The sequence below is a fragment of the Erysipelothrix rhusiopathiae genome, assembly GCF_900637845.1.
Lineage (GTDB): Bacteria > Bacillota_I > Bacilli_A > Erysipelotrichales > Erysipelotrichaceae > Erysipelothrix > Erysipelothrix rhusiopathiae.
The window spans coordinates 1726546-1740236 of record NZ_LR134439.1; the positions used below are offsets into that span (position 1 = coordinate 1726546).

At 35.8% G+C, this 13691-nt stretch carries 13 protein-coding genes; 4 read left to right on the forward strand and 9 right to left on the reverse strand.

The window, feature by feature from the left end:
• Positions 1-12: 12 nt before the first annotated feature.
• The 8 genes from EL194_RS08345 to gmk are packed head-to-tail and all read right to left on the reverse strand — an operon-like array spanning position 13 to position 8573.
• Positions 13-606, reverse strand: coding sequence for a thiamine diphosphokinase (locus EL194_RS08345; protein ID WP_003773952.1), 594 nt, complete (start codon positions 604-606; stop codon positions 13-15).
• On the reverse strand, positions 603-1253 hold the full coding sequence (gene rpe, locus EL194_RS08350; RefSeq protein ID WP_003773954.1) for a ribulose-phosphate 3-epimerase: 651 nt from the start codon (positions 1251-1253) through the stop codon (positions 603-605). Before rpe ends, EL194_RS08345 begins: the two co-directional genes overlap by 4 nt.
• On the reverse strand, positions 1250-2104 hold the full coding sequence (gene rsgA / locus EL194_RS08355; RefSeq protein ID WP_003773956.1) for a ribosome small subunit-dependent GTPase A: 855 nt from the start codon (positions 2102-2104) through the stop codon (positions 1250-1252). Before rsgA ends, rpe begins: the two co-directional genes overlap by 4 nt.
• Complete coding sequence (gene pknB, locus EL194_RS08360) at positions 2104-3855, reverse strand: Stk1 family PASTA domain-containing Ser/Thr kinase (RefSeq protein WP_003773959.1); 1752 nt, start codon at positions 3853-3855, stop codon at positions 2104-2106. The genes rsgA and pknB overlap by 1 nt, the downstream gene beginning before the upstream one ends.
• Positions 3848-4579: a protein phosphatase 2C domain-containing protein gene (locus tag EL194_RS08365; protein WP_003773962.1), complete on the reverse strand. Its 732-nt coding sequence runs from the start codon at positions 4577-4579 to the stop codon at positions 3848-3850. The genes pknB and EL194_RS08365 overlap by 8 nt, the downstream gene beginning before the upstream one ends.
• Positions 4580-4610: 31 nt before the next feature.
• Positions 4611-5825: a transcription antitermination factor NusB gene (locus EL194_RS08370; RefSeq protein ID WP_003773964.1), complete on the reverse strand. Its 1215-nt coding sequence runs from the start codon at positions 5823-5825 to the stop codon at positions 4611-4613.
• Position 5826: 1 nt separating this feature from the next.
• A complete protein-coding gene (gene priA / locus EL194_RS08375; RefSeq protein ID WP_013853071.1) occupies positions 5827-7968 on the reverse strand; it encodes a replication restart helicase PriA in 2142 nt (713 codons plus the stop codon).
• 32 nt (positions 7969-8000) lie between these two features.
• The gene (gmk, locus tag EL194_RS08380) at positions 8001-8573 is read right to left on the reverse strand and encodes a guanylate kinase (protein ID WP_013853072.1); all 573 of its coding nucleotides are present in this window, start codon (positions 8571-8573) and stop codon (positions 8001-8003) included.
• A 115-nt stretch (positions 8574-8688) separates the two neighbouring features.
• On the opposite strand from gmk, the gene EL194_RS08385 reads away from it, so the two are divergent.
• Positions 8689-10311: an Rqc2 family fibronectin-binding protein gene (locus EL194_RS08385; RefSeq protein WP_003773971.1), complete on the forward strand. Its 1623-nt coding sequence runs from the start codon at positions 8689-8691 to the stop codon at positions 10309-10311.
• Here the strand turns inward: EL194_RS08385 and EL194_RS08390 are convergent.
• Positions 10265-10924 (reverse strand): M48 family metallopeptidase, encoded by a 660-nt coding sequence (locus EL194_RS08390; RefSeq protein ID WP_003773974.1) that lies wholly within the window; start codon positions 10922-10924, stop codon positions 10265-10267. The two genes, EL194_RS08385 and EL194_RS08390, sit on opposite strands and share 47 nt — an antisense overlap.
• Positions 10925-10969: 45 nt before the next feature.
• Here EL194_RS08390 and EL194_RS08395 point away from each other — a divergent pair, with 45 nt between their 5' ends.
• The 3 genes from EL194_RS08395 (at position 10970) to EL194_RS08405 (ending at position 13302) form a co-directional block, all read left to right on the forward strand.
• Positions 10970-11740, forward strand: coding sequence for an HAD-IIB family hydrolase (locus EL194_RS08395; RefSeq protein ID WP_003773977.1), 771 nt, complete (start codon positions 10970-10972; stop codon positions 11738-11740).
• 13 nt (positions 11741-11753) lie between these two features.
• The gene (locus EL194_RS08400) at positions 11754-12305 is read left to right on the forward strand and encodes a hypothetical protein (RefSeq protein ID WP_003773978.1); all 552 of its coding nucleotides are present in this window, start codon (positions 11754-11756) and stop codon (positions 12303-12305) included.
• Positions 12306-12414: 109 nt separating this feature from the next.
• Positions 12415-13302: a hypothetical protein gene (locus EL194_RS08405; protein ID WP_003773981.1), complete on the forward strand. Its 888-nt coding sequence runs from the start codon at positions 12415-12417 to the stop codon at positions 13300-13302.
• Positions 13303-13691: the final 389 nt, after the last annotated feature.

Genomic DNA, 13691 nt, shown 5'->3' on the forward strand with positions numbered 1-13691 from the left:
CCGTTTTTTTTATTATGAATCGCATGCTTGAATAACGAGAACACTTGCTTCTTCGAGAATTATTTCCGCAGTATCACCGATCATTTCATTTGAAGTGAGGTAATCATCAAAAGGAAATATTTCTCGTCGGGTAAGAGGATATTTAAATCCATTAAGCGTAATAAAACCTTGTGTCAGCACAATTATAGAAAAATACTTATAATTCAACTTATTTACGATATGACTCCCTGAGTCATATCGTTTTATTTTGTTTAAATCATCATATAACTCAATTCTCGAGTCTTTAATCGCAGTCATAATATTTATGAACTCATGATCTTTACGACGTCCCAGGCCGCCAAGTACGCGAATTATGTCGTATTCATTACAAAGTGAATATGCATACTTGAAATCTGTTTCATCTTTTATGGGGTTTAGCTTGTGTATATGCGAACAGTGCAATTCAATCTCCTTGAATTGCACTGCCGTTACAGAATCAAAATCGCCACAGGCTAGATCCATCGATATTCCATCCCGAGCGCAAACAAATGCACCATAGTCAACACCAATCACATCTCCAATGATTGTGTCGTGATGTTCTCCTAAAACGATTGTGACGATTTTCATAGTAACGATGAAACCGCCTTTTCGATATCATCCCCAAATACATAACTTCCCGCTACTAATATGTCCGCTCCAGCAAGACGTGCTCTTGGACCCGTTTCACCATTAATGCCACCATCTACAGAAATTAGATACTCATAATTATTAAGTTTTCTCATCTCATCAAGTTGTTTTATACGTTCAAGCATCTCAGGCATGAAAGCTTGTCCTCCAAAACCAGGCTCTACACTCATCACTAAAACCAAATCTACGTGTTTTAGATAAGGAACAATTTTATCGAGATCGGTACCCGGTCTTAGCGTAATACCCGCTTTGATTCCTTTTTTCTTTAATTGTTTAACTGCTTCAATACCTTGCGTTGGATCACCATAACATTCTGTATGAAAGGTTATCGCATCAGCACCATTTTCAATAAACATATCAAAATACTTTTCAGGATTAACAATCATAAGATGTACATCCATTAATAAATCTGAAACTTGACCTATTTGTTTCATGATTGATGGACCAAAGCTAATGTTATCTACAAAAACCCCATCCATGACATCATAGTGCAACCATGTTGCACCTGCTACTTCTACGCGTTTTAACTGTGTTTTCATATCTTTAAAATCCAAGGATAATAAAGATGGTGATACGATTTTACTCATCGTGACTCCTCCTTAATTAATGTTAAGCAATCAAGATAATCTTGATGACGTTGTTTTGAGATTTCACCGCTCTCTACTTTTTCTTTAATGATACATCCCGGTTCTTGAATATGCATACAGTCTCGATACTTACAATTTCCAATAAACGGAACAAAATCAGGAATGGATTGTGATAACTCAACAGGATCAACAGAACTGAAATCTAAAGAAGAAAACCCTGGTGTATCCGCAATCCACCCTCCACAGAGTGGATAAATTTGATTATGACGTGTCGTATGGCGTCCGCGTCCCAATGCTTTAGATATTTCTTGTGTATTAAGCTCTAAATCATCACTAATTCGATTTAAGATACTCGACTTTCCAACACCACTTTGACCTGCTAGAACAGAAATTTTATTTTCCATGACTGATTCAAGGGCATCTGTTGAGATATCCTTTCCACTCATGATGACCGTATATCCATATTGTTCATATTCATCCAGAATACTTTGTTTCAAGGCTGAATCTGCCAAATCCCCTTTTGAAACGATAATTATTGGATTAATATTTTGAAGTGATACAAGGAAAATGAGTCGGTTTACAAGTGTAAAGGAAAAATCAGGTTCTTTTGCAGACATCACAATAAGCGCTTGATCTACATTAGCTACAAGTGGTCGAATTAATTGATTGCGACGGGGCAGAACCTGTTGAATTACCCATTTCCCATCTAATTCTTCAATATGAACATGATCACCAACAATTGGCTTGTCACCAAGTCTTAATTTACCCATTGCAGTTGCTATAATGAATTCGCCCTCAAAATAAACCGAATATCGATTTGATACAATGCGTGTTATTACTGCTTCTCTCATTATGCCTCCCTATCGTTGCTACCATCTGGTTTTTCTTCGGGTTCAGATGGTTTTTCTTCTTTTTCATCCGCTTCTTCTTTTGGACGACTGCTCTCACTATAGTAATAAAGCGTCACAGAATTCCCGGAATTTTGGATATAATAGCTTCCTGGCATCGGATTTGACCGAATTACAGTACCATAACTTAAACTATTCAACTCTGAAATGCTTAAATTTTGGGTTGGAAGTTCTGAAGTTGTTACCTCAACACCCAGACCTTCTAATTGTGCTTTAGCATCCGCAATTGATTTACCAATTAAATCCCCTGGTAAAACAAGTTCTTTATCTGAACTTACGACTAAAACGATATCATAACGTTGTTCTGGTTTGATTTTATCACCTGGCATCAAGCCTTCTTGACGAATAATATGACCCGTCGGTACGGATGATGAGTACTCCGAAGTAGTTTTAATATTAATATTTTTATCCGACAAAATCGCTTTCACATCATTAACCGATTTCCCTGTAAAATCCTCTACAGTGTAAATTTTACCCTGAGAAACAATCAGTTTAATTTGATCACCTTTAAGTACCTTCGTACCCTTCTCTGGTTTCGTCCCAATTAACTTACCGTCTTCATATTTATCAGAGATTTCGTATAAATAGGACGGAGCGTAATTGAGTCCTAAATTTGCAAGGTGTTCCTTAGCCTCTGAAACAGAAAGACCTGCTAAATCTGGAATTTCGATATCACTAGGTTTTTTAGGAGCAAATATCATCCAAATACTGAAGATGATGATGACCAGTGCCAGTAAGCTTGCACCAACAATCATCTTTCTTTTCTTTTTGGGTTTTGATTGATTTGGAAGTGTTTCAGTTACACCATTTAACTTTTCGATTAATTTAGTTCCGTCATCACTTTCCATCGTTGCTTCCCACAAGGGCTCATCAGCACGTGACTCCAAAAGACATGTGTCTAAATCTTCTACAAATTCCTTCATATTTGCATATCGATGCGTTCTATTTTTATGTGTTGCCCGTGCAATGATATTTGCAATTGAATTTGGCAGTGTTGGATTAAATTTCATCACTGAAGGAAATGGTTCTCTCATGTGCTTCATTGCAATCTCAACGGGTGTCTCACCACGATATGGCACATCACCGGTCAACAATTCGTAAAATACAACTCCCAATGAATAAACATCCGATTGTTCCCCGGCACCTTCCCCTCGAGAGCACTCCGGCGCCATATAATGTACAGATCCAAGTACTGAGTCTGATTTCGTTAATTGTATTGCATCACCTGCAAGCGCAATACCAAAATCAGTTATCTTAACGGTACCATCATCTTTAACAAGAATATTTTGAGGTTTAATATCTCGATGAATAACATGAGCGGCATGAGCATGCTGCAATGCCGAGGCAAGTTGCTGCATAATTGCGACTGACTCATATTTATCCAATGCACCACGACGATGAACAAGTTGTTTCAAAGTCGTACCACGAATCATCTCCATTACAATGTAGTGCTGACCCTCATCTTCACCTACATCATACACCTCAACAATACTTTGGTGGTTTAATCCTGAAGCTGCGTTGGCTTCACGTTGAAATCTCAACAGTGCAACCGGATCATGGGATAAATCACCTCTTAAAACTTTAAGGGCTACCTCCCGATTTAAAACAGTATCCAATGCTAAGTAGACATCCGCCATCCCTCCGGTACCAATCTTCTTAACAATTCGATAACGTTCTCCAATAATACTATTCATGGCGATCTGCCTCAAGGAGGATGATTGAAATATTATCGTATCCACCCGCCTTATACGCCATTTCCATCAAATGATTCCGTTGAGCGAGTAAACCATTAATCTTAAAAGTTGATTCAATTTGATCTTGAGGAACATATCCATGAAGACCATCTGAGCAAAGCAAAAGATAATCCCACTTTGGTGTAATCGTTACAACCTCAAAATCAACATTCTCGTCAATTCCAACGGCATTCATTAAAATATTTCTTTTAGGATGGTTATAAATTTCTTCTTTGGATATTTCATTACGCTTATACATCTCATAAGCATACGTTTGATCGTGACTCAAACAGCTTAATCGATTATCTTTCACACTGTAAATTCTGCTATCTCCAATATTAAATCCGATAACATCTTCACCTAAAACTACCACAGCAACAAGAGTCGTCCCCATACCCGAATACTCCCGCACAACTAAAGACTCATGGTAAGTAGCACGATTAATGGAGGTAATAGCTTTATCAAACCATGCTCGAATATCCTTTAGATTTGAAAATTCACGTTTATCAATAAAAGATTCACGAAGTAGTTTCACAACCATTTGACTCGCAACAGATCCTGCATTCGCGCCCCCAATACCGTCACATACAACAGCTAAAAGTGCATTGTCATTTTCAACTACAGCAACATAGTCTTGATTTTCTTTGCGGATTAATCCGATTTCACTGATACTTGTATACTTCACGCGAAAACCTCACTTATTCTATCTATTTATATTAACATGTTCTCTTTAATTTAGCGATATAAAACCCATCACCCTTTGTCTCAACAGGGTTAAGCGTAACCTCTTTAATCAGTTCAAAATTTGAATGATGATCCAAAAAGGTTTGGACTTGTTTTTCGTTTTCTTTTCGATTTAAGGTACAGGTGGAATAAACCAGAATTCCATCTTTTTTAACAAACTGTGATGTATGGATAAGCATTTCTTGTTGTATTTTAACGAGTTCATCTAAATCTTGCGGAAAAATATGATATCGCAAATCATGCTTATGGGATAAAACGCCCAATCCCGAGCACGGTGCATCAACGAGAATTCGATCATATTTTTGATCTGTTTGAAACTGAAGGACATCACTGGTAATAATATTCGCGTTTACAACATTACAACGTTCTAAAAGCGCTCTTGTAGCTTCTGCACGTGATTCATGAAGTTCAACACCCGTTATGGTTCCACTATTTTCAAGATAATTTGCAATTTGCACGGTTTTGGTACCCGGACCACAACAACAATCAAGTACGGACAATGACGGTTCTAAATCCATCCAACGCACGACTTCTTGACTGTTGATATCTTGCACAAGAACATAACCCTCTTGCAAATATTTACTTTTAAAAAGTGCAGGCTTAGCTAAATGTTTATCCTGATCATCTAATATGAAATCCGATAAATCATCAGTTGTTGGTTTTAAAGCATTAAAACGTACATATGTCGGTTTAATATCTTGACAATATTGCGCATACGCTAATGAAAAGGATTCACTGTACTGCTTCGATAAGAGTTTCATAATCCATAGTGGCATACTATATTGAATTGAAGCCACTTCAAGGTCGCTCCCGCTGATTTCACGTTCATTGCGTTCAATCACCTTTTTCAATACCGCATTCACAACACCTGAATAGCGATGCTTCCCAATTGCTTTACATAAATCAACCGTTTCACTTACCAAAGCATAGTCTGGAATTTTGTCCATTTTAAAATATTGTGCACATCCCATTTTAATAACAAGTCGTACTTCTTTGGGTAACTTTTTATCTACTAAATCTTCATATTGATAATCTAAAAATAAACTGTTTTGTAATGTCGCATAAACAAAAGCACTCACAAATGCTTGATCTTGTGCAGGTAAATCCAACTCTTTGAGTACTAAATGCGCATGTCGTCCTTTAAAGTAAACTTCACTCAGTACTTTATAACTCTCGATTCTTCTCATATTATTCTAATGTTATGGGATTAACGTCCACAACAACTCCTGTTCCGTTAATTTTTCGATATAACTGTAATGCTTGATTACAGATGTTAATCATTGATTCTAAATTCTTACCCTTTAAGATAATCCGGGTACGATGTTTTCGTTGAAGTTTTCTCAGTTCAGTAGGACCTAAAATTTGAAAGTCTTGATCATTCAGTAACTTTTGAAAATCTTCTGCTGCTCGCCATGATTTCAGTGCATCTTCATCTAAGAAAACCAGTGAAATCAAGTAATTATAAGGCGGATATCCTGCTATTTTTCGATATTCCATTTCTTGTTTGAAGAAGTGTTTATATTTTTGATTCACTGCACAAACAATTGCATAATGATCTGGATTACTTGTTTGGATGATAACCTCTCCTGGATATTGACCTCTTCCACTGCGACCTGCGGCTTGTAAGAGCATATTAAAGGTTAACTCAACCGAACGATAATCAGAATATGCAAGGGTTGCGTCCGCATTCACAATCCCTACTAACGTTACATTTTCCACATCTAAACCTTTCGCAATCATCTGCGTTCCGACAAGAATGTCAGACTGATGATTAATAAAATCGTTTAAGATGCGTTGATGGGCATTTTTCTTTGATGTAGTATCGGCATCCATTCTCGCAATACGCGCTTTGGGAAAAATCCCTTCAAGCTCTTCGACTAAGCGCTGTGTACCAACACCACTTCCAATTATTTTAGGGGGTTTACCATCTACAAGTGGTAGTTGGTGGTAACTTTCTCCGCACATGTGACATCGAATCGTTTGATCATCTTTATGATAGTTTAAGGCGACATCGCAATGCTCACAGAGTAATACTTCATTTGTTATCGCATTTTTCAAAAGGGTATTGTACCCTCTTCGATTAAGAAGTAAAATCACTTGTTCACCCGCACTTAAACGCTTTTTAATCCCTGATAAAAGCGTATGGGTCAAATAAGGCGATTGCTTTTCATAAAGTGCTGTCCGTGTATCGACAAGCGTAACGGTTGGAAATGTATGATTAATCCGGTCATTAAGTTCTAAAAGTTGATAATTCCCCTTCAGTGCTCGTGCATAGCTTTCTAATGCTGGTGATGCACTACCCAAAACCAATGGACAGTTATGAAATTGACTCCGCTTGATCGCAATGTCACGTGTATGATACATGGGAACTTGATCTTGTTTATAACTCGAATCGTGTTCTTCATCCATGACAATTAACCCTAAGTGTTCAAAGGGCATAAAAATCGAAGATCGTGTACCGATGACAATTTTAACCTGCTGTTTTTGGACTCTAACGTATTGTTCATATTTTTCTTGATCGTTTAAAGCAGAATGATAGATTGCGACATCTTCCCCAAACCGTTCGGAAACCCTTTGAATCATTTGTGGTGTTAGCGAAATTTCAGGAACCATAATCAGTACTTGTTTTTGTTCCTTTAACACTTGTGCCGCTGCATTTAAGTATATTTCCGTTTTTCCACTTCCGGTAACACCATGAAGTAGGTATGTACTTGCTACACCAAATTGAATTTTATTAAGTGCCTCTATTTGATCTGGAGTTAAAGTAGGCTTTAGGTAGTCTGCTTTTATAAATTGCTCTTGATACGTAACTTCACGTTCAAATTCCTCTACAAAACCCTTCTCGATGAGTTTTCGATAATCTGAATAATAGTGTCGCGCTGCTTTAAGCGAGAGAGGCGTGTTTTGATCCAGATATTTCAAGAAAGCACATTGTTTTGGGGTCAAATCAGACCCCATCGAATGGCCTGTTAATTTCAAAACCCGTTCTGTTTTAATTGTTCCCGCAGAACTTTTAGGTTTTAGCTTATTAGGAAGTATAGTCTGCAAACAACGAATCATCGGTGTCATGTACTCATAACTCATCCACAATGCCAAATCATCTAACTCTTGATTTAAAATCGGCACTTCATCCAACACAGAATCAATCGGTGCTACGGTATAAGTCGTTTCATAGGGTTCCTTTACGGAATGAACGAAGGCAACCATCAGACGATTACGCACTCGTACCATTACCCTGACTCCTGGTGAAACATCAAAACCATTATCGGAATATGTAAGTGTTTGATTATTTAAAAAACTCTCTTCTATATATACTTCTAAATATTTCAATGATTTCACCTCCCATAGACTGAAAACAACTCTTATAGAGTTGTTTCGATGTTTCTTTTAATAATTAAAGCAACAGAGTCTGCAGCTTTTTGTGGATCTTCATTACAAATAACATAACGATAATGATTCATTAATTCCATTTCTTTAGCCGCTTTTTCAAGACGTTCATTAATTACATCTTGAGATTCCGTCTGTCTTCCTTCAATACGACGCTTGAGTTCTTCCATACTTGGTGGTACTAAAAAAATACTGAGTGAATCAGGAACACGATCAATAACTTGGAGCGCACCTTGGACCTCAATTTCAAGCAATACATTCTTACCTAAATCTCTCAAACGATCAACTTCCGCTAACAACGTTCCATAATGATTCCCAACGAACTCAGCATGCTCAAGTAATTCATTATTCTGAAGTGCTTCATTAAAACGTTCCTGAGTAACAAAATAGTAGTCTTGTCCATCGACTTCGCCATTTCTTGGTTTGCGTGTTGTCATCGAAATAGAAAATGCTAAGTTCAACTCTTCTCGATCAAAAAACAACTTACGAACTGTTCCTTTTCCTACCCCACTAGGACCTGAAAAAATAATTAATAATCCTCGTCTCATAAACACCATCCCTTTTAATAATTTTACTTATTATACCATAACAAGTCAAACAATTTTATAAACCACGTGGACTTAATGTTATAATATTAAATATTAGTATTGAGAGGTAGATTATATGGCTATTGATGGCGTACTGTTAAATCGAATTGTTAGGATGATGAATGAAGATTGTCCTGTGAAAATAAATAAAATTACTCAACCTTCAAATCATGAATTTATGCTTCATTGTTTTGCAGGAAAAAAAATGAATATGTTCATCTCAACACACCCTGTGTTTAGTAGAGTTCAATGGACTAAAGAAAAACCAACTGCAAATCTTGATCAAACTCATTTGTTAACGCTCATGCGTAAGCATCTTGAAGGTGGTATAATCACACAGATAAGCCAATACGGCTTTGATCGTGTTATAGAGATTCATATCGAGCATCGTGATAACATGGGCGTCATTAGACCCTACCGTTTAATTATTGAACTTTTAGGGAAATACGCAAATATTATTATCGTTGATGCGAATAATATTATAATTGATGCACTTAAACGTATATCCCCATTTGAAAATACTTCGCGAGCAATTGTAAGTGGTAGTCTTTATGAATATCCACCACAATTTGATAAAAAATCTTTTTTAGAACTTGCATCCTACGATCCTGATGATGCATTAAAAAATCAATTTAATGGAATCTCGCCGCTTTTAGAACGGGAGATTACATATCGTTTAAAAACGCAGAAACCTGAAGATATCATAAAACTCTTGTCTGAGTCTCAAAACATCTATCTGTATGAACGTGATTTCCATATTATTGAATTAACGCATCTCAATCAAAGTTTTAAAATAGAACCAATTATGGAAGGTCTTGATTTATACTTCAAAGACCTTCAACAAAAAGATCGTATTAAAGCGCATACGGGTGATTTATTAAAACTAATCAAACGCGAATTGAAACGGAGTCGCATTAAACTTCCCAAATTATACGATGATTATGATCATGCTCAAGACAGTGATTATTTGCGTGAAAAAGGAGATCTTCTCTTCGCTTTCGCGAGTTCTCTACCAAATGGCCATAATGAAATAACTGTTACAGACTTTGAGGGCAATGAAGTAACCATTGAACTTGATGCTCGATTTAATGGTAAAGACAATGCGAAACGTTATTTTAAACGCTACCAAAAAGCAAAGACCAGCTTATTTTATCTTGAAGAACAAATTAACAAAACTGAAGCACGCATCCATTATTTTGAACAACTTCAAACACAAGCCGAACAAGCAACAGTTGAAGACGCTCAAGAAATTAATGATGAGCTGATGTCACTTGGAATCATTAATCAAAAAAGAATGAAGAAACACAACGTAAAGAAAAAGAAAAAACCGAACTATCTCACAATTACCTACGATGATGAAACTACAATTTTTGTAGGTAAAAATAATATCCAAAATGACTACCTAACCTTTAAACTTGCACGTAAAGAAGATATGTGGTTTCATGCCGCAAATACATTTGGAACCCATGTCATTATCAAAACTCCAGAATTGGATGAGCCTAAAATTAGACTGTGTGCACACCTTGCAGCATTCTATTCAAAAGCAAGACATGGCAGCAGTGTTGAGGTCTACTACACTCAAGCAAAAAACATAAAAAAAATCCCAGGCGCTAATCCGGGACTGGTAAGTGTATCAACACAAAAGAGCATCTTTATAGATCCTGATGAATCGCTCGTTGCATCTTATTTGAATGAATAACTTCTTTATATGAGGGCATCACCGACGATACTACCTTGTAAAAGCGATCACTGTGATTAAATTCAAAGATATGGGCGCATTCGTGCAGAACTACATAATGAATAAATGGAATGCTCTCATGATATAAGTATGTATTAAATGCGAGCTCATGATTTTGATTACAGCGACCATACAATCGTTTATAACGTCTCACTTTAAAGGGAGGCGTTTTTAATTTTAATCGCCATGCATACAAACACACCAACGAATCCAACCGTATTTCGAGCTGTTTCTTAAAATAGTCATCAACCTTTTGGTTGATACGTTCATCCGATAACGATGAAGGTGTCGTAATTTTTATCGAATCTCTTGACTCAAAAATCTTAAAAACGTTTCCCTCTAACGTTTCCACATTTTTGTATACACCAAAAACACGAAGTTTATTCATCGTTTGATGATGATAACCAAGTGGTTCATAAGCTTGTACATGTTTTTCAATCCAAGATTTTTTTTGAGTAATAAATGCCTCAATTACAGTATCGGATGTATTGATGGGTGCCTTCACAATTACCTTTCCATCACGAACCAAGATTGCCATTGTTTTACGTTTGCTTCTATTGATTTCAATTTTCATAAGGGTATCATAGCACATTCATGCTATACTATTTAAGGTGATAAAATGAAAAATAATGAAATATTCTATTTTGATGTAGATGGTACGTTGTTGGATAATACTACACATACCGTTCCACAAAGCACAGTGGATGCACTGTATCTCTTAAAAGAAAAAGGATACTTGGTTGCTTTATGTACTGGAAGAAGTTTGTTAGGTATTCATGAAGCTGGTGTTGATGATATCTTTCCGTGGGATGGATATGTACTTTCCAATGGCTCTCTCATTTTAGATTCAAAGCAACAAGTCATTTCTGAAATCTTCTTTGAACCTGAATTTATTCATGAACTTATTGAAGTGAATAAAGGTCCATTGCTTTTAGAAGGAGCTCGCAATACGCTTACAAGCAAAGCAAATAAGCGTCTATTAGAATCACTTAAGCATTTTGGAATTCCTGCTGAGTACCCTGTTGTATCCTATCAAAATGAAAAAATCTATAATTTAATTAGTTATGATATCGACACGCTCTCAAAAGATGATTATAATAGACTTATCGGTGATAAAAACACCGCATTCGATCAACTCGGAAATCTCGAAGTCATTCCAACCCAAGGTGGAAAATACAACGGATTAATAACCTTGAATCAACACCTCAATGTATCACGTTATGTTGGTTTTGGTGATGGCGATAACGATGTCGATTTCTTAAAAAATGCAAACTATTCAGTAGCACTTGGGAATGCATGTGATTCCGCAAAAGAAGTTTCTGATTTTATAACACGCGATGTTGATCAAGATGGCATTATGTACGCTTTACAATATCATGGTGTACTTTAGGTAGGAGCGAAATATGAATTTTACAGATGAAGAATTATTTAAGATGAATATGTTAAAAGATAAACGACGTCGTTTACTTTATATCATCAAAGGGAAACAAGAAGGTTATCATATTCTTGAACGTGAAATGAAAGTTATGAATATCATAACAGGTCGAAATCTTTGGGTTCTCCTCGGATTTGTAATGTCTTACGGATTACTGCGACAATCTCTTCTTGTTTCAGTTATTGTTTCAATAGTAATCTTTATTGGTTTTTATCTTTATGAAAAATTCTTTTTTCTAAAAGATCGAAATATTATTAAAATATCAGATGAAGATTATTCAAAACTGAATTCAATGAGTGCTCTTAAATCGAAAAAAACAGACACAGGATCCTATGTTGTCGTTCCCCTACTTGTGATTATTATTCTATTAACACGTAATGTAGATGGACGCTATACACCATCCGAGTTTGATTTATGGATTATGTATATTGGTATCGCATTATTGATCGCAATGAGCGGCTATTTTGCAATTAAGTACTTAAAATTACGTAAACAAATTAAAGCACTTGAAGATAAATAAAAACAGTAGATTTTCTACTGTTTTTATTTGAAAACACATTGATTATTTGCTTGCCTTATGACGGATGGATGGGTTAAACTTAATATAGTCGTAAAGAGAGGGTGTTTAGATGAGAAAAAGAAATATTTTACCAACTTTATTTATTTTAATTGGACTTGGATGTCTTGGTGGTGCTTACATCCTCAACCAAGAAGGTTACCGTCTCTATGCTGCTTTAGCTTGCGGAACTTCACTGTTTTTTGTAATTATGAGTATTATCGTTATCTCCATCCATAAAGGACAAGATTATGAAAATCTTACGGATGAGGACTCTAAGGAGGATTTGGATGATGAAGTGGTTGATCAATTCGAAGAAAATTTAGAATCTGATGATATAGAATTGATTGAACCTGAAATTGAGTTGGAAGACATTGATCCGTTTGAAGTCACAAATTCAACACGTATTTTTAATCCGACAAATTTTGATGACCCTTTAAAAACGGCTCAATCTCCTTCAAAAAACATTGATATGAAGCAAAATGAATCCGAACAGCAAACAACTGATGAGTCATCACGCGTTACATTGACGCTTGTTCGAAGTGATGAAAACCAAGAAAACATCTATCAACTGCTCCATAAAATGAACGCCCGAGGACTTCTAAAAGAATCTGTAGCATATAAAATGAACTTTGAACAAGTTCAAAATCATAAGCTATGCAATAAGTATATTTTCGAAAATATCTTTAATGATATCCCTTCAATCAGTCTTGTTAAAGAACGAAACCGTAAAGAAACCCTGACTCATATTAAAGTGATGGCCGGTGTTTCAGATAACGACCTTGTTCTTATTGGTTATATTCCTACAAAACACTTGGTTGAGGTCCATAAGTCCTTTGATTCAATTTATCATATCCGTGGTAAAATAACTGGTGGACACTACAGAAATTGGAAATCAGATGGTGAGTACAAGCAAGGGGAACTTCCTTTCATCGCATCAATTACAATTTTTTCTAAATAAGAGCGAAAGCTCTTTTTTTATGTCATAATCGTATTTTTGAATATTTAATAAAGGGTGATACTTATTAAATCAACAAATACTTTACTTATGATAGACTTGCTTGTTATGTCATACATTGACTACAAAATACTGAAAATACCAAGATGTCTTATTAACTTTATTTACATTATTCGAATTGTAAATCCTGCACCAATTACGATTGATAATTTTATCAGTTTAATCTCTCTTGGATTCCCTTTTCATTTGTTATGTCATTATCGGAAAAGCATTGGCCTTGGTGATGTCCTACTTATTCAGTCATTATGTTTTTATTTTGGTTTGGAAAAAAGTCTAATGGGAATTTATTATACATCAGTTGCATCGATAATCTTGTTACTTATTCTAATACG